The 18,697-nt window shown below is 69.2% G+C and carries 6 protein-coding genes; 4 read left to right on the top strand and 2 right to left on the bottom strand.

Going from position 1 to position 18,697, the window contains the following annotated elements; all coding sequences use genetic code 11:
• Positions 1 to 12 precede the first annotated feature (12 nt).
• The gene (locus tag CAL26_RS02685) at positions 13 to 996 is read left to right on the top strand and encodes an aldo/keto reductase (RefSeq protein ID WP_094845367.1); all 984 of its coding nucleotides are present in this window, start codon (positions 13 to 15) and stop codon (positions 994 to 996) included.
• Here the strand turns inward: CAL26_RS02685 and CAL26_RS02680 are convergent.
• Positions 993 to 1,937: a LysR family transcriptional regulator gene (locus CAL26_RS02680; protein WP_094845366.1), complete on the bottom strand. Its 945-nt coding sequence runs from the start codon at positions 1,935 to 1,937 to the stop codon at positions 993 to 995. The genes CAL26_RS02685 and CAL26_RS02680 overlap by 4 nt on opposite strands.
• Before the next feature lie 142 nt (positions 1,938 to 2,079).
• Here CAL26_RS02680 and CAL26_RS02675 point away from each other — a divergent pair, with 142 nt between their 5' ends.
• The 3 genes from CAL26_RS02675 to CAL26_RS02665 all read left to right on the top strand — a co-directional run bounded on the left by CAL26_RS02675 (position 2,080) and on the right by CAL26_RS02665 (position 17,697).
• On the top strand, positions 2,080 to 3,525 hold the full coding sequence (locus CAL26_RS02675) for an MFS transporter (protein WP_094845365.1): 1,446 nt from the start codon (positions 2,080 to 2,082) through the stop codon (positions 3,523 to 3,525).
• Between the two features lie 380 nt (positions 3,526 to 3,905).
• Positions 3,906 to 10,754, top strand: coding sequence for an autotransporter outer membrane beta-barrel domain-containing protein (locus CAL26_RS02670; protein ID WP_143277338.1), 6,849 nt, complete (start codon positions 3,906 to 3,908; stop codon positions 10,752 to 10,754).
• 211 nt (positions 10,755 to 10,965) lie between these two features.
• Positions 10,966 to 17,697, top strand: coding sequence for an autotransporter outer membrane beta-barrel domain-containing protein (locus CAL26_RS02665; protein WP_094845363.1), 6,732 nt, complete (start codon positions 10,966 to 10,968; stop codon positions 17,695 to 17,697).
• On the opposite strand, the gene CAL26_RS02660 is transcribed toward CAL26_RS02665, so the two are convergent.
• On the bottom strand, positions 17,694 to 18,614 hold the full coding sequence (locus CAL26_RS02660) for a LysR family transcriptional regulator (protein ID WP_179283224.1): 921 nt from the start codon (positions 18,612 to 18,614) through the stop codon (positions 17,694 to 17,696). The two genes, CAL26_RS02665 and CAL26_RS02660, sit on opposite strands and share 4 nt — an antisense overlap.
• Positions 18,615 to 18,697 lie beyond the last annotated feature (83 nt).

Genomic DNA, 18,697 nt, shown 5'->3' with positions numbered 1-18,697 from the left:
GGAACGTCACGAATGAAACCCAATTCCATGCTGGCCGACGCGCCGCCGCCATTTGTCCTCGGGACCATGGCCATGACCGGCTACTACGGCCCCAGCAGCGAGAGCCAGGCACTTGAAACGCTGGACTATTACCTGACCCAGGGCGGCCGGTGGATAGATACCGCCGATCTCTATGCCAATGGCGCGAACGAAACCTTGATCGGCAAAGCCATCGCCGGACGCCGCGATGGCGTCGTGCTGTGCACCAAGTTCGGCTATCTGTTCGGCGAACGCGCGGACCAGCGGGGCCTGGATGCCCGTCCCGAACGCGTCGAGGCGGCTTGCGATGCCAGCCTGCGCCGCCTCGGCACCGACGTCATCGACCTGTTCTACCTGCACCGCGTCGATCCCAACGTCGCCATCGAAGACACCTACGGCGCGATGGCGCGCCTGGTCGAGAAAGGCAAGGTCCGCGCGCTGGGCCTGTGCGAAGTCGGCCCGCGGACCTATGCGCGTGCCGCCGCCATCCATCCGGTCGCCGTGGTGCAAAGCGAATATTCCTTGTGGAGCCGCGAACCTGAAACCGACATCATTCCCACGCTGCGCCAGCACGGCACCTGGTTCTTCGGCTATGCATCACTGGGACGCGGCATCCTGAGCGGCAATCTCAAGTCGCCGGCGGACCTGCCTGCCGGCGACCAGCGCCGCGACATGCCGCGCTTCCAGGGCGAGAACTTCTACAAGAACCTGGAACTGGTGGATCTGCTCAAGCAACTGGCTGCCGAAGCCAAGGTCAATGCGGCCCAGCTCGCGCTGGCCTGGTGCCGGCGCCATGGCGAGGCCAGCCCCATCGTGGGGGCCACCGAGCCGCAACACGTGCGCGACGCGCAGGTGGCGGCTTCGCTCGAGATTCCCGCCAGTGTCTGGCAGAAGCTGGATGAAGTGTTCTCGCCCGACGCGGTGGCCGGGCAGCGCTATCCCGAGTCCGCGATGAAACGCCTGGAGAGCGGACGCTAGGCAGCCGGGTCCGGCTCTCGAGCCAGCCTGCCCTGCTCCTCGGGCCGGCAGATCTCCAGCACCACCGAGCGCAGCCAGCGGTGCGCCGGATCGCGGTCCAGGCGCGGATGCCACATCTGCGACACGGTGATGGCCGCCGTGGGCATGGGCAGCGGAAAGGCGCGCAGGCTGCCGCGCTCGCGCAGGTGTTCGAAGTAAGAAGCCGGGATCAAGGCGACCAGGTCGGTGGCGGCCGCCACCGACAAGGCGGTGTTGAAGCTGGGCACCACGACCGCGGCGTTGCGCGCCAGGCCCATCGCCGCGAGCGCGTCGTCAACCGGACCCGCGCTGCGGCCGTGGCGCGAGGTGACCACATGCCCCCAGGCGGCATAGCGTTCGGCCGTAATCGCGGGTTCGTCCAGCAACGGGTGGCCGTCGCGGACGACCGCGATGAAGCGGTCGCGAAACAGCGCCTGCACGCGTACCTCCGGGCCCGCCTCGCCCAGCACGCCGATATCCAGGTCGAGCAATCCTTCGCGCAGCGGACGGACGTCCTTGTCAGGCTTGGGCGCGAAGCGCAGGCGCACGCCGGGAGCCTCGCGCGCGGCGCGCGCCACCAGCCGGTGGGCGAAGGCCTCGATGAATCCATCGTTGGCACGTATGGTGAACAGGTTCCGCAGCGTGCCGGGGTCCAGGTCCACGCCGGCGGGCTGCAGCACCGCGCGCGATTCCTGCACCAGTTCCCTGACACGGTCGCGCAAGCCCAAGGCATGGGGCGTGAGCACCATGGCGCGGCCCGCCCTGACCAGGAGCGGGTCGGCGGTCGCTTCACGCAGGCGCGTCAGCGCCCGGCTCATGGCCGATTCGCTCAAGGCCAGCCGTTCCGCGGCCTTGGCGACGCTGCCTTCGGAAAGCAGCGCGTTCAATGCCAGCAACAGGTTCAGGTCGGCTTCGGTCGGCATGCCGGAAATCTAGCATGCGCGCGCGGGTTTCGACAGGCGTCGCACGCAAGGACTCATTGCGCGCCACGCGCTGGGCAGGCGGCGCCGCGACGCCTAAGCTGACCTGACCCGAATAGAACCCGCACGCATAGGTATTCCGACCATGAAATCAACCTTGTCCGGCCCGATACCGGCCCATACGCCCTCCACCCATGCGCTTTCCACCCATGCGGCCGCCCCATCCGCGCCCGTCCAGTCGGGGAACGACGCGGATGAGGCCGATGGCCTGCCGCTGCCGCGCCGCATCGCCGCCGTCACCGCCGTGCTGGGCGCGGGCGTGCTGGTGGTGCTCGACGGCGCGATCGCCAATATCGCGCTGCCGGAAATCTCCAGCCAATTGCAGGCCGCCCCCGCCGATACGATCTGGATCGTCACCGCGTATCAGCTGGCGGTCGTCATGTTCCTGCTGCCCGCTTCCGCGATCGGAGAGCGCTACGGTTATCGGCGGATCTTCGCCGGCGGTGTGGCGCTGTTCACCGTGGCGTCCGTCATGTGCGCGCTGGCGCCATCGCTGCCATGGCTGGTGGCCGCCCGGTGCCTGCAAGGCCTGGGAAGCGCGGCCGTCATGCCGCTGGGCCTGGCGCTGCTGCGTTTCACCTACCCGCGCCGTTTGCTGGCGCGCTCGATCGCCTGGAACGCGCTGGCCGTCGCGGCCGCTTCCGCGGCGGGACCGACGCTGGGCGCGCTGATACTTTCCGCGGCAAGCTGGCCGTGGATTTTCGCGGTGAACCTGCCGGTCGGCCTGTTCGTGCTCGTGGCCTGCGCGGCCCTGCCGACACCGGCGCGTTCGAATCGCCGCATCGATGCCTGGAGCATCGCGTTGAATGCCGCCATGTTCGCTTCGTTCGTGTTGGGGAGCGACCGGGTGGTCATGCAACCGGGCCAAGGTGGCGCGTTGCTGGCCTTGGCGCTGATCTGCTTGGTCTCGCTGGTGCGGCGCGAGACGTCCAAGTCCGCTCCCCTGATCCCGCTCGACCTGCTGCGTGTGCCTTCGTTCCGTGCGTCGGTGGTGGCGTCCGTGTGCTGCTTCACCGGCCAGATGGCCGCCTTTGTCGCCCTGCCTTTCTACATCCAGCATGAACTGGGGCAGAGCGCCGTGACCGCCGGGCTGCTGATGATCCCGTGGCCGCTGGCGGTGATGGTGGCCGCGCCGCTGTCGGCGCGCCTGGCCCAGCGGGTGCCAGGCGCCTGGCTGTGCGCGGCAGGCAGCACGTGCTTCGCGCTCGGCCTGGCCTTGTGCGCGGGGTGGCCGCTGCAAGGCAATCCGGCCTTGCCTATCGTCGCGTTCACCAGTCTGGCGGGCCTGGGGTTCGGCTTCTTCCAGACGCCGAACAACCAGAACATGCTGCTGTCGGCGCCCAAGGAGCGCAGCGGCGCGGCCGGCGGTGCGCAAGGTACCGCGCGGCTGACCGGTTTGACGCTCGGCAGCCTGATGATGAGCCTGATGTTCGCGCTGCTGCCAGCACACGACGCGGTGCATTGGGGATTGGCGTCCGCGGCCTTGGCCGCACTGGCCGGGAGCGTCGCCAGCTTCGCCAGGCGCCGTTGAAACGCTTCGCGCGGCCTCCTCAATCCCCACAATGTTGGCATGGTCTATGTCGTTTTGTGCCAACGACCAACATATTTTGCGGGGAATCTTCAAAAACCACTGCTAATCTTTCGCCCGATGCAACGCTCTGCAACGCTCTTGTACTATTTAGTCACAACTACAACACTGGCGGACAGCGTGGTCGCGGTACGCCCGAAAGACAACTGGAGAGGACCGCGAGAATGGAGCCGTCGATCGATGTCGGGGAAGACACGCAACGCATAGCGAAAAGATTCAGCCCCGACAATCCAATAAACAGAAATAGATCGATCCACACTGGTTTCCCCAAGTCCTTCAAACCACATGCGCTCGCCGGCGCCCTGCTCGCCGCGATGCCGGTCATGGCGGCCCATGCGCAGTCCGGGATCTCGGTAAACAACAGCACCACCATCAACCAGACGGCCGTCGACAGCAATGGATATATCTTCGGCATCTGGCAGAGCCAGTCCGGATCGACCGGTTCCTCGGGAGGCTCGACTTCCAACGGCGTCACCATCAACAACACCGCGGCAATCACACTGAACGCCAGCGGTCCGGCCTTGAGCGGCGCGGCGATCTGGGCAACGGACCAGGGCGGCAACGCCAACAACGGCGGCGCGGGCGGTGCTTCCTCCGGCGTCACCATCACCAGCTCCAACAACCTCATCACCGCCACGGCATCGGGCACGGCAGGTTTCGCCGACATCCAGGCCATGTCCTACGGCGGGAACGGCAACAACGCGGGCAGCGGCGGAAATGGCGGCACGGCGCAGGTAACCTTGAACCAGGCCGCCAGGCTCAATTGGACCTGGCAGAACGCCGGCAGCGGCAATAGCGGCGTCTACGGCGTCCAGGCCTTGTCGCAGGGCGGCCAGGGAGGAACCACCAACACCGGCAGCTCGAACAGTAACGGCGGCTGGGGCGGCAACGGTGGTTCGGCGATCGTGAACCTCAGCTACTACGGCGACATCTACGTGAATGTCGCCGGCACTCCCCCGAGCGGGCAGCCCGCCATCCCCAGCGGCGCCGCGGTTGCGGCCAGCGTGGGCGGCAACGGCGGGTCCGCCATCCAGGGCAACAACAATTCCGGCGGGCAAGGCGGAAGCGCCGGCGCGGTGACGATCAGCCATGCGGATTCCAGCATCACGACCAACAACGATTACCTGCCAGGTTTCGTGGCGTATGGCGTCGGCGGCGCCGGCGGCAATGGTGGGACGCCGTCTTCCCAGGTCGGCGCCGCGAACCCGTCGCAGAACGGCGGCAACGGCGGGAGCACGAACGGCGCGAGCATTACCTTCAGCGCCCCAACGCGTTGGGCGTCGATAACGACCAGCGCCTCGGGGGCCGGCTTTTCGCCCGCGATCGCGGCGACACAGGTGGGCGGCGCGGGCGGCTTCGGCGGCTACAGCCACGACACCGGGTTCTCGGCCTCGCACGGCGGCGATGGCGGCGCGGGGGGCAATGCCGGCGCCATCAACGTGACGGTCCAGGGCAGCAACGGCCACTTCGTGGGCCTGACCACGGATGCGCCCAGTTCTCCAGGCATCTATGCTTCGAGCCTGGGTGGCGCTGGCGGCTATGGGGGCTATGCCGATACGTCGGCGGCCGGCAATGCGCATGGCGGCGACGGCGGAGCCGGTGGCACGGGCGGCGACATCACCATATCGGTCACCAATGCCATCATCACCACCAATCATTCCAACTCGCCGGGGATCATGGCGCGTTCGGAAGGCGGCGTCGGCGCGGAAGGCGGCTCGGCGGATGCGGGCACCGGCAAGGCCTATGGCGGCGACGGCGGCGCGGGCGGAAACTCCGGCGGCATAACGATCACCACGGACAGCTACTCCACCATCACGACAACCTATGGCACGGATGCCATGGGCATATTCGCGCAGAGCCTGAGCGCCGCGGGCGGCAACAACAACGGCAAGAACGGCGGCTTCGGCGGCGACGACGGCACCGCGGGTGCCGGCGGCAGCGTAGGCACGATACAGATCAACAACGGCGCCACCATTTCAACCGCGGGCCCGACTTCCCGAGGCATATTGGCGCAGGCCATGGCAGGAGCCGGCGGTACCGGCGGATCCAGCTGGTCGCTGGGCCATTCGGGCGGCGGCACCGGCGCGTCCGGCGGCGCGGCCGGCACGATCAACCTGACCAACAGCGGCGCCATCAGCACCGCCGGCGACAGCGCGCAAGGGATCCTGATGCAATCGATCGGCGGCGGCGGCGGTGCCGGCGGCGCGGGGTCCGGCATCATCTCCGCGATCGGTGGCAACGGCGGCAACGGCAGCGACGGCGGCACGATCATTTTCAACAATACCGGCAGCGTGTCGACCACCGCGGCGGGCAGCATCGGCGTGCTGGGCCAATCGATCGGCGGCGGTGGCGGCGATGGCGGCGGCGCCTCTGGCATTTCCGTCGCGATCGGCGGCAACGGCGGCAATTCCGCGAATGGCGGGAGCCTCACGGCCAACCTGAACAGCGGTACTGCGATCACGACCGTCGGCGACATCGCGCATGGCGCGGTCTTCCAGTCCATCGGCGGCGGCGGCGGGAATGGCGGCAATGCCATGGCCACCGGCATCAGCGTGTCCGAAGCGATCGGCGGCACGGGCGGCGCGGCGGGCACGGGAGGACAGGTGACCGTCAATACGAACGGTGCCGTCATCACGACGTCGGGGAGCAAGTCCGTCGGCCTGGTCGCCCAGTCGATCGGGGGCGGCGGCGGCACCGGCGGATCGGCGATGAGCACGTCCATCGGGCCGCTGTACGACGTCTCGATCGCGGTGGGCGGCGCCGGCGGCAGTGCGCCGAGCTACGGCGGCATCGCGGCGATCAACATGACCGGCGGTTCGATTGCCACGGGCCAGAGCCCCAGCCTGATCAACGGGTCGTCGGCCGCGACGGGCATCTGTCCCGGAACCTCCAACGGCGCCTGCAACGTGCAGCCGGTCGACAGCTACGGCGTCGTGGTGCAGAGCATCGGCGGCGGCGGCGGGCATGGCGGCGCCGCCAGCGCGCAGGCCATCGCGATTTCCACGACGTTCGAACCCGACGGCAGCCAACTTGCGCTTTCGGAGGCGCTGAGCGCGGGCGGCAATGGCGGCGGCGGCGGCAACGGGGGGACGGCGATGTTCGCCATGTCCACCGGCGCGAAGATCGTCACGGCGGGCAACGGCGCGACCGGCGCGCTGGTGCAAAGCATCGGCGGTGGCGGCGGCAATGGCGGCGACTCCTCCGCCATGGCCGCGGCCGTCGGCTACACGTCCAATTCCGCTCCGACGGGCTTCTCGCCAGGGATCAGCTTGACGGCCACCGTTTCGGGTAATGGCGGCAGCGCGGGCGCCGGCGGTCCGGTCCAGGTCGCGATCGGCGGCGGCACCGACCAGTGGGGCGGATTCTGGGGTGACGGCAGCGGCGCGGCACCGACCTCCATCGTGACCTACGGCGACTACGCGGCCGGCATCAAGGCGCAATCCATCGGCGGCGGCGGCGGCGACGCCGGCGTGGGCTCGGGCAATACGCAGAACTTCGGTACCGGATCGACCACGTCGCTGTCGATCAACCTGGGCAGTTCGGGCTCCCCGGGCGGCAACGGCGGCAACACCACCGTCGCGCTGTATCCGGGCAAGGGCATACAGACCTTCGGTTCCGGGGCGGTGGGCATCATCGCCCAATCGATCGGCGGCGGCGGCGGCACGTCGCAAGGGGGCTCCTTCAGCTTCGCGCAGTCCGCCAAGCAGGATAACGGTCCCGACGTGAAACCCGGCGTGAATCTCGCGCTCGGCCACGCAACGAGCGCCAGCGGCGGCTCGGGCCAGACGGTGGTGGTGAACGTGCAGGCCCCCATCACGACCCATGGCAACGATGCGACCGGCGTGGTGGCGCAGTCGATCGGCGGCGGCGGCGGCGTGGGCGGCTCGTCCGGTTCGGACGGCTCGGGCGACAACCCGGTGCTGCAAGCGATGCAGGGGCGCGAGTTCGAAAGCGACGTCACCAACTGGCTGAACGACAAGTCCCTGCCGCAGGAAAACACGACGCTGAACATGAACGTCGGCGGGCAAGGCGGCGCGGGCGGCGACGGCGGTCCCGTGACGGTGTGGCTGTCCTCGACCATCGCGACGGTGGGCAACCCGGTCGTCGCGGGCGGCAACCAGGCGCCCAGTTCCGGCGACTGGGCGCATGGCATCGTGGCGCAATCCATCGGCGGCGGCGGCGGCAAGGGCGGTACTGCCCTCGCATCCAGCCGGGGCGGCGATTGGGCCGAGATCAACGCCTCCTATAACCTGGCCGTGGGCGGCACCGGCGGCCAGGGCGGATCGGGCGGGACCGTGACGGTGAACCTGCAGGATACCGGCGTGGTGCAAACCGTCGGCTATGGCGCGACGGGCGTCGTCGCGCAGAGTATCGGCGGCGGCGGCGGCATGGGCGCCGATGGCTCCGATGCGCTGGGCGGACGCATTTCCCTGGGCGCCTCGGGCGGTGGCGGAGGCGGTAGCGGCGGATCGGGCGGCACCGTGTACATCCAGGAGGACGGCAACCTGGGCAGCACGATCACAACGTCGGGAACCTTCGCCGACGGCATCAACGCGCAAAGCATCGGCGGCGGCGGCGGCATCGCGGGCGCGGGGTCCAGCGTGTGGGCCGAGTACGGATCGAAGCAGGTATCGGGCAGCATGCAGCTGACGGCAGGCGGCGGGAACAACTCGGGCGGCTCGGGCGGCAGCGTCTACATCAACCAGAACTTCCAGAACTATCCGCTGTTCGTCAACGTGTCCGGCTATGGCGCCTATGGCATCCTGGCGCAGAGCATCGGCGGCGGCGGGGGCAACATCATCGCCAACCAGGCCGTGTCGGGAGGGACGACGACGCAGCTCGGCAGCCTGAGCACGTCGGGCGGCGCGTATGGCGGCGGCGTCTATATCAACCTGACTTCCGGCTCGATCATCAGCGCCAGCGGCACCGCCGGCATGGGCGTCGTGGCGCAATCCATCGGCGGCGGTGGCGGCATCATCCGCGTGAACGACGGCACCGGCACGACGCCTTCGCTGTTCACCGGCTACCAGCCGTCGTTCACGAAACAGACCAACACCAGCGCGGCCAACGGCGGCCCCGTCATCATCACCTCGTACGCGAACATCAGCGCCAACGGCCCTGGCGGCATCGGCATATTCGCCCAGAGCGTGGGCGGCGGCGGCGGCCTGATACTGAACGGCTCGTCGCTGTATGCGGGCACGCCCTTGGCGGATGGGTGCAGCCAGGCAAGTTGCGGCGGCACCGGGGCCAACGGCAGCGATAACTTCACGGTGACGCTGCTGGGCGGATCGGTGTCGGCCACGGGCGCCAATGGCATCGGCATCTTCGCGCAATCGACCGGCTTCGCGCAGTTGGCGAACGCCACGCCCAACGTCGTGATCGGCAGCGGAGACCCGACGAACATCGTCACGGTCACGGGCGGTTCCGGCAGCGGCGCGGGCGTGTGGATCGATCGCCCCGGCGGCGATTCGAACGACAACCAGGGCTGGCTGAAGATCCAGGAAGGCGGCGTGCTGACGACCGTGTCGGGCTCCGGCGGCATGGCGGTGAATGCGACCGGCGGCGGCAGCGTCGCGGTCACGAACCTGGGCACCATCGTGGGGTCGATGTCCCTGGACACCACCGAGACCAACTACAACAACGCCAGCTGGACGCCCGGTCCGGTGGACAGCAAGGGCATGCTGCAGAACGATCGCGGCGCCCTGCTCAACCGCGGCACCTGGGTGCCCGGCGCGTCTGCGCGCGCCGACATCCTGAACCAGGGCATCATCGCGTTCGATAGCCCGACAATGGCGACGAACGTCCATGGCCGCTTCATCCAGTCCGGCACGGGCAGCCTCAGTCCGGTCATCGATTCGCTGAACAACCAGGTCAGCCACTTCAACGTGAATGGCGCCGCGACCCTGGACGGCTTGATCGTGCCGAACGCCGTGTCGCTGCTACCCGGCACCACGCCCGCCGTCTTGACCGCCAACAGCTTCGCCAGCACCGCGCAGGCGCGGGATTCGCTGGTATTCGATTGGGACGCCACGACGTCCGGCAACTCGGTCGCGCTGACCCCGAAAAGCTTCACGCCGAATATCAACGCGCTGAACGGCAGCCAGTCTTCGCTGGCGAATTACTACAGCCGGGGCTGGGGCAACGTCGATCGCGGCCTTGCCACCACATTCGCGGGCCTGTCGCACATCGACGACGTCGACACCTACAAGAAGACGCTGAACAACCTGTCGAGCAAGGCGACGCAGGCGCAGTCCATGGCCGTCATCGAATCGGCCGGCACCATACTCGGCGCCGGCATGAGCTGTCCCGTATTCGTGGGAGACAGCGTGCAGCTGGGTGAGGACAACTGCGTCTGGGGCCAGATCAACGGCCGCTGGACGGATCAATCGTCCACCAACGACATCCAGGGCTATCACGTCTCGGGCACCACCTACCGCATCGGCGCGCAGCACCAGGTGGCGCCGAACTGGTACGTGGGCGGATCGCTGGCCGCGGGCCAGACCTATGCGCGCACCAAGGGCGGATCGTCCGGCGACGGCGACGTCTACGACGGCTCCGTCACGGTGAAGCACCTGGCGGGCCCGTGGTATTTCGCGGGATCGCTGGCCATGGCGACGGGATCGTTCAACAACAACCGACAGGTCGACGTGTTCGGCGATTCGGTTTCGCTGGGCAGCGATTCGAACATCTTCCTGGCGGGCGGCCGCTTCCGCGCGGGCTACGAGTTCGATCGCGGGGACTGGTACATCCGGCCCTACGGCGACGTGGATGTGGTCTACACGCACGCTCCGGGTTTCAAGGAAGGCGGATCATCGCCCTATGCCCTGAACGTGCGCACGACCGACCAGACCAACGTCTCGTTCTCGCCCATGATCGAATTCGGGCGGCGCGGCGACCTGGACGCGAAGACGACCATACGCGCCTACGCCGCGTTCGGCATTAGCTGGCGACCCGACAATACGCGTACGGTGAAATCCAGCTTCTCGAACGCGGACTCGTCCAACGGCACCTTCACCGACTACATCAAGTCGCCCGAGGTGCTGGGCAAGGTCGATCTGGGCCTGCAGTTGTTCCGCGCGGGCGGCTACGAGCTCAGGGCCGGATATACAGCCGATATCGGAAACCACTTCATCAGCCAGTCGGCGACCGCCCGTTTCGCTTACCACTTCTAGGATGGCGAAGGATGGGCGCGCTGTCCGGTCCGACCCTTCCCCGACCGGACGCGCCTTGCGCGTCCGCGCCGCGATTCATCGACAAAAACCCCCGATTCGTCGAAAAAAAGTCGGGATTTGCAGGTCCGCATGGCACACTCGCGCGCTCCCGAGAATCAAAAGAACCATCGCGGTCGTTCGAGTCGAGGCCGCTGCGCGGAGCAGATGCAGGATGAACGAAACGGCCGGGTTTCCCAAGCAGCACACCACGACGAAAGACGCGCCCGCGCGGCATGCCTCGCATGCGGACCTCGCGCCTGGGCCGATCCCGCCGTCCGCCGGTACATGGCCACGCCTGTCCGTGCTTTCCGCCGCGGTGGCATGCGGCTTGATCGGCGTCCTGCCCCGTGTGGCGCAGGCATCGTGCAGCTCGAGCACGGCCAATGGCACCACCACGGAAACCTGCAGCATCTCCAGCGGATCGTATTCCACGGGCCAGGCGCTGCTCTATAGCGGCGCCAGCGGCACCAGCAGCAACAAGACGGGCAGCGCCGGGCCCCAGGTGTCGATCACCAACGACGGCAACTTTTCGCTGAATTATTCGACGTCCAACATCGTCGGCGGCGCCGCGATCCTGGGCGGCAGCGAAGGCGGCACGGGTTATGACGAGGGCACCGCCGGCTCCGCCGGGGCCATCACGCTGACCAACAACGGCACGCTGAGCGCTTTCCTGAACGGCTCGGGCGGCGGTTTTTTCCCCACCGGCAAACTGCTGTATGCGCTGTCCGCGGGCGGGAGCGGCAGCCAGGACAACAAGAACAACAACTCCAATGGCGGTCTCGGCGGCAACAGCGGCACGGTGACGGTGACCAACAACGCCGCATTGAGCATGTCGGGCACCGTCTCCGGTGAAGGGTTCTTCGGCATATTGGCCGACGCCCGCGGCGGGCTCGGCGGCGAACAGAACAACTCCGCCTTCGGCGACCAACTGGGCGGCGGCGGCGGCAGCGCCAGCACGGCCACGGTCAACAACAACGGCAGCATCGCGCTGGGCAGCAGCGGCAGCCGCGTACAAGGCGTGGCGCTGGGCGCCGCGATCCTGTCGCAATCCGTGGGCGGCAGCGGCGGACCCAACAACGGCAACGCCGGCGCCGGCGGCTACGGCGTGATCACCAACACGGCGCCCATCAGCGTCTACTGGAACGCGACGACCCAGGGCTACCTGTTCGGCCTGGCCGCCAGGTCGGCCGGCGGCGACGGCCTGCCCTCCACCGACAACAGCGACCGCGGCGGCGCGGGCGGCAACGCGGAATACGCCTCGGTCACGGCGTCGAACGCGAACGTATTGCTGGACGTCACCGGCTCCCCGAGTGCCGTGGGCGCCGGCATCGCGGCGCTGAGCCATGGCGGGGCCGGGGGCCAGGGCCCCGGCAGCGACGAATATGGCGGCAGCGGCGGCGCGTCCTGGGGTTCCCAGGTAAAGCTGATCGATGGCGGCTCCGTGACCACGCGCGGCGATTCGATGTTCGGCATACTCGCCGAGTCCTTGGGCGGCCTGGGCGGGGACGGCAGCAATGGCGGCGCGCTGGCCGGCACGGGAGGCGGCGGTGGCTTCGGCGGCAACGGCGGCCTCGTGTACGTGTACACGGACGCAAGCACGACCATCACGACCAGCGGAAACTATTCGGCTGCCATCGTCGGCCATTCCGTGGGCGGCGGCGGCGGCACTGGTTCCGATTTCGTCGGCGTGCTGGGCGGCTCCGGCGGCAACGGCGGCAATGGCGGCGACGCCTCCAGCGTGACCATCCAGGCGGCCGGAAGCATCAATACCAGCGGCGACCATGCCTACGGCATCCTGGCGCAGTCCGTGGGGGGCAGCGGGGGCAATGGCGGCGTGGACACGTCGTCGCTGGTGTCGCTGGGCGGTTCCGGCGCGGGCGGCGGCACGGCGGGCATGGCGCAGGTCGCCAATACCGGCCCGATCACCACGGCCGGCTACGCCGCCCACGGCATCGTCGCGCAGTCGATAGGTGGCGGCGGTGGCGCCGCCGGGTCGTCCAACGGCCTGCTGGCCGTCGGCGGCAACGCGGCGGGCACGACGACTTCGCCCGGCGGCATGGTCCAGGTCTACAACTCGGGCGCGGTCACCACAAGCGGCAACGCGGCCATCGGGCTGTTGGCGCAGTCCGTGGGCGGGGGCGGCGGCACGGGCGGCAGCGCCAAGGGCATCGCCGGCGTGGGCGGCACCGGATCGGCGGGCGGCGCCGGCGGCGCCGTCAATATGTTCAACCTGGGCACGATACAGACCACGGGCAGCTATGCGATCGGCGCACTGGCCCAATCGGTGGGCGGCGGCGGCGGCAACGGCGGCGACACCATGACCGTCTCGACGGGCGTGTCGCTCGGCATCGGCGGCAGCGCCAGCGGCGGCGGCAACGGCGGCACGGTGTGCGTGGACAACACGGGAGCCTGCGGGCCCCTGCCCGCCATCCTGCCTGGCGTCATCACCACGCAGGGCGACTACGCCGTGGGCCTGGTCGCGCAATCGGTCGGCGGCGGCGGCGGCAACGGCGGCAGCGCCAGCAACGTGAGCCTGGCGTCGTTCGTGCAGCTGCAGATCGGCGGCTCGGCCGGTGCGGGCGGCAGCGGCGGAAACGTCTCGGTGCAGCAGGATTTCCTGTCGATCGCCACCAGCGGCCAACACGCCACGGGCCTGCTGGCCCAGTCCATCGGCGGCGGCGGCGGCAACGGCGGCGACTCGTCATACTTCAACGCAACGATCGGCTTCGACGCGGGCGTGGCCATCGGCGGCAGCGGCGGGGCCGGCGGCTCGGCGGGTACGACCACGGTCACCCTGAACAACGGCAGCATCGTGACTGGCATGCCGCCGCCGAACGTCAACCCCGCGACCTTCGCGCCCGACGACGCCTTCGGCATCCTGGCGCAATCGATAGGCGGCGGGGGCGGTAACGGCGGCAGCGCCACCGCCAAGGATTTCGTGCTCGTGGCCCCGACCGGAACCGGCGTTCCCGTCGCGGTGAATATGCAGGCCTCCGTGGGCGGCAACGGCGGCATCGCCGGCGCGGGCAACACGGTCACCGTCAACCTGGCCAACGGCACATCCGTCGCGACGCTGGGCGACGGATCGCATGCGGTGGTCGCGCAGTCCATCGGCGGCGGCGGCGGCAATGGCGGCGACGCATCCACGCTGTCGACCACGCTGGGCGATTCGGACAGTGTAGAGATTTCTTCGTCCATCGCCATCGGCGGCATCAACACCGGCAGCGGCAGCAACGGCGGCCAGGTCAACGTGACGCTGGGCGACGCCGGCAGCGCATACGCCCGCATTCCGGCCGCGCTGCAACTGCCGCCCGTCGACGTGCGGCCGCCGGCTTCCACCATCGTGACCTACGGCGACTACGCCAACGGCGTGCTGGCGCAGTCCATCGGCGGCGGGGGCGGCAACGGCGGCGTCGGCGCCAGCAACGCCTATGCGCAAGGCGGCCTGGTGAATCTCAAGGCCACCGTGGGGCTCGGCGGCCAAGGCGGCCAGGGCGCCGATGGCGGCACGGTCACCGTAACGCAGAACCCCAACCAGACCATCCAGACGCTGGGCTCGGGGTCGCGCGGCATCACCGCGCAATCCATCGGCGGCGGCGGCGGCAATTCGCAGGGCGGCACGCTATACCTGGGCGGCGCGGTGAACGGCTATGGCGGTCGCCTGAGCGTGGGCGTGGGCAAGACCGGCGGCAGCGGCGGCAACGGCGGCGCCGTGACCGCGACGACGTCCGGCGCAATCGCCACGGCGGGCGGCGATGCCGACGGCGTCATGCTGCAATCGGTAGGCGGAGGCGGCGGCCTGGGCGGCTCCATCGGCGCGGATGCCTCTTCCAATCCCATCCTGGATCGCATCGGCACCTTCGAGGACAACAAGAACCGGCTGTCGGATTCCGGCGCAACCTACACCCTCACCGTCAACGTCGGCGGCAGCGGCGGCGGCGGCGGGGACGGGGGCGCGGTCACCTTCACGCATGCCGGCCAGATCGCCACCCAGGGCGACTGGGCGGACGGCTACGTCGCCCAGTCCATCGGCGGCGGCGGCGGCGCCGGCGGCTCGTCCACCGCATCGGGCAGCAAGGTCAATGCCAACATCACTGTCGGCGTCGGCGGCACCGGCGGCGTGTCGGGCAACGGCGGCGACGTCAAGGCGGTCTTCGACGACGACCATGCCAACCTGATCACCACCGCGGGCTATTCGGCCTACGGCGTCCTGCTGCAATCCATCGGCGGCGGCGGCGGCCAGGGCGGCGACGGCTCCGACATGGCCAGCGGCAACATCACGGTCGGCGGCGTGGCCGGCGGCGCGGGCGGCGCGTCGGGCTCGGGCGGCACGATCACGATTCCCACTGGAGGCAGCTGGATCAATATTTCCACCACGGGCAGCGACTCGCCCGCCCTGGTCATGCAATCCATCGGCGGTGGCGGAGGCATCGGCGGCGCGGGCAACACGAGTTACGCGCTCGGCCTGAACACGCACGAAATCGCGCTCGCGGTGGGCGGCAAGGGCGGCGTCACCGGGGACGGCGGCAGCATCAACGCGTCCACGGGCGGCGCTTTCACGACCACGGGACCGCGCGCGTATGGCGTGCTGGTGCAGTCCATCGGCGGCGGCGGCGGGATAGGCGGCGCGGGCAATAGCGGCAACCTGCTCGGCGCGGGACTGGGCGGCAGCGGCGGCGCCGGCGGCAATGGCGGTTCGGTCAACCTGGCGCTGACCGGCGGCAGCCGATTGAATACCTCGGGCGCGGGCGCGCATGCCATCGTGGCCCAATCCGTCGGCGGCGGCGGCGGTATCGCCGGTGACAGTTCGCTGAGCCTGCAACTGGACCCCGCCGACTGGAGCGGCAAGCCCGCCGACGCGAATGCCAGCGGCAACGGCGGCCCCGTGACCGTCTCGGCCGATGGCGGGGTCAACGTGTACGGCACCAACGCCTTCGGCATCCTGGCGCAATCGATCGGCGGCGGCGGCGGCGTGGGCGGCGTGGGCGGCAGCGGCTTCGCCGGCAACACCAACGTGTCCGCCCAGGGCACGGCCGGAGCCGTGCAGGTCACCCAGGCGGGCACCTTGAACGCGACCGGCAGCGGCGGCACCGGCATCTTCGCGCAGAGCCAGGGCCCATCGGGCAACGGCATCATCACGGTCACCGTGAACGGCAGCGTGCAGGGCGGCACCGGCGACAACGGCAACGGCGTCTGGATCGTCTCCGGCACGGACAACGTCCTGAACGTCGGCGCGGGCGGGTCCATATCCGCCCTTTCCGGCGTGGCGGTGCGCTACAGCGGCGATAACGAGACCTCGCTCGGATCGGTTTTGACGATCAACAACAGCGGCACCGTCCAGGGCAACGTCATCTGCAACAACCTGAGCGGCAACACGGCGTGCACGGGCAACCTGCCCGACCTGAACAACGCGAGCACCGGCACGCTCGCGAACGCGAGCATCTATCAGGCCGACGTCGACAACGCCGGCCTGATGGTCATCGGCACGCCCGGGCGCTACGACACCACCAGCGTCAGCGGAAGCTTCCGCCAGCAGCCTGCCGGCGTCCTGCGCGTCACGACGGACTTCGATCAGTTGCGTACGAACAGCCTGGTCGTGCAGGGGCCGTCGACCCTGGACGGCAAGGTGGACGTGACGCCCACCAACCTGCTACCCGACCGCGAGGTCACGGTACTGACGACCCAGGGCGCCACGCAGGGTCAGCTCGATGCGGTGGATTCGCCCGTCATCGACTACGCGACGCGCCAGGCCGGGCCGGACGTACGCGTGCGCGCCGCCGGCGCCGATTTCGCGGCCTCGTCGATGGGCCTGCGCCATAACCAGGAGACCGTCGCGAACAATCTGCAGCGCGCGTGGGACGCCGGCGGCAACCCGGGGTTCGGCGTGCTGTTCGCCGCCCTGGACCAGGCCTCGCGCCAGGGCGCCGACACCTACCGGCAAAGCCTGTCCGACCTGTCGCCCGGCGTGGCGCTGGCGCCCGCGGTGCAGATGCAGGCCAGCATGGCCCGCTTCAACAACGGCATGATGTCCTGCCCGGTCTTCACGGGCAGCGGCCCGCTGACCGGCGAACGCGACTGCCTGTGGGGCCAGGTGACCGGCCGCAGCACGCACCAGGATGGCAACGGCGGCACCGCGGACCTGAAGTACGACAGCATGACCTACCAGTTCGGCGGCCAGCGCCAGTTCCGCCCGGACTGGTTCATCGGCGCGTCGGGCGCCTACCAAAGCAGCCAGCTGCGCGGCCAGGATGGCCGCGTCACGGGCGATGGCGATAGCGGCTACCTGGGCGTCGTACTGAAGCACCAGGCCGGCCCGTGGACCTTCTCCGGCGCGCTGGGCGGCGGCTACGGCTCGTACGAACTGGATCGCAACATCGGCATTCCCGGACTGCAAAGCACGGCGGACGGCAATCCGGACGTGTACAGCATGGGCGCCAAGCTGCGCGCGGCCCGCACCTTCGCGCCCACCGACAGCTTCTACCTGAAGCCTTACCTGGACCTCGACGCGACCTATGTGCGCATGCCCGGCTACAAGGAATCCGGCAACGAGCTGCACCTGTCGGTCGATGGCAGCGACCAGTTCGTGATGGCCTTGTCGCCCATGCTGGAAATCGGCGGCCGCGCCGAGCTCGGCAACGGCGCGACGATGCGGCCCTATGCCTATGCCGGCGCGTCCTTCCTGTCCAAGGACAAATGGCGCACGAACGCGAGCTTCCAGGGCGCGCCCGCCGGTTCCGGATCCTTCAGCACCACCATGGAAACGGACAGCGTCATCGCCAGGATAGGCGCCGGCCTGCAGGTCACCACGAAATCGGGCGTGGACTTCCGGCTGCAATACGACGGCGAACTGTCCGGTCGGATCGCCAGCCATAGCGGCACGCTGCGGGTGATGGCGCCGTTCTAGCGCGTGCCGATGGCCTGGCCGATTTCTTCAAGGGTGTTGCGCAGGATATGCGCCACCTCGCGGCAGGCCAGCGTCATCGGCCGCACCTCGGAGGTGGCCAGCGTGATGCTGCGCGTCAGCGACGGCTTCACGATCACCGCAGCCTGCAGCACACCGGCCGCGCGATCGCGCGCGACCGCGTGCTCGGCCAGCACCGCATACAGGCCGCCACGCATCACCATATGCTTCTGGAACTGCAGCGAATCGCATTCCAGCGCCACGTTCAGCGTGACGCCCAGGCGCCGCGACAGCTGGTCCATCTGCCGGCGAAACGCACTGGGCGCGCCGGCCAATATCAGCGGCAGTCCCTGCAAGGCGGCGAACGGCACCGTCGCGTTGCGGGTCAAGGCGTCGCCCGGCGCGGCCACCAGCAGGTGCCGCGCGGCGAACAGGGTGCTTTCACGGCGCCGGTGGTCGCCGCCTCCGCGCATCAGAATGCCGATGTCGACGTCGCCGTTCTCCAGCCACTCGCTGACCGCGGCGCCCACGCCGTCGCGGATGCGCAGCCGTATCTGCGGATGAAGCTGGCGGACGCGGTCGTAGGCGCGTGACAGGTGTTCATGATCGATGGATGACAGCACCCCCACCCGCACCAGCCCGGCGGGCTGGTCCACCGCGCGGACCGCATCGCGGCTCAAGGCGTCGGCCTCTTCGATCCATGCCACCACGCGCGGATAGAGCTGCCGTCCGGATTCCGTCAGTTCGACGCCCCGGCCCGTGCGGTGGAACAGGCGGCCGCCGCACTGCTTTTCCATGGCGGACAACTGCCGGCTGATCGCGGACTGGGCGCCGTCGCGCAGGGCGGCCACCTTGGATAGGCTGCCCTGGTCCGCGATCTGGACGAACAGGCGCCATTGGTCGAGGGTAAGCGCGACCATGCGGGCTCCCGGCTGATATAACGCCAGAAGCATATCTGATCTTCCTGCTATACCTCTGGCAGGCCGGCGCGCGCTCCCCTAGA

This window comes from Bordetella genomosp. 9 (genome assembly GCF_002261425.1).
In the GTDB taxonomy this organism is placed as follows: Bacteria; Pseudomonadota; Gammaproteobacteria; order Burkholderiales; family Burkholderiaceae_B; genus Bordetella_C.
The sequence above is the reverse complement of the archived record's forward strand: the minus strand, read 5'-3'. Positions and strand labels throughout refer to the sequence as shown.

Bases quoted from the DNA above. Each gene is read 5' to 3' on its own strand.
- CAL26_RS02685 (WP_094845367.1), top strand. From the start codon at position 13: ATGAAACCCAATTCCATGCTGGCCGACGCGCCGCCGCCATTTGTCCTC.
- CAL26_RS02680 (WP_094845366.1), bottom strand. From the start codon at position 1,937: ATGCCGACCGAAGCCGACCTGAACCTGTTGCTGGCATTGAACGCGCTG.
- CAL26_RS02675 (WP_094845365.1), top strand. From the start codon at position 2,080: ATGAAATCAACCTTGTCCGGCCCGATACCGGCCCATACGCCCTCCACC.
- CAL26_RS02670 (WP_143277338.1), top strand. From the start codon at position 3,906: ATGGCGGCCCATGCGCAGTCCGGGATCTCGGTAAACAACAGCACCACC.
- CAL26_RS02665 (WP_094845363.1), top strand. From the start codon at position 10,966: ATGAACGAAACGGCCGGGTTTCCCAAGCAGCACACCACGACGAAAGAC.
- CAL26_RS02660 (WP_179283224.1), bottom strand. From the start codon at position 18,614: ATGGTCGCGCTTACCCTCGACCAATGGCGCCTGTTCGTCCAGATCGCG.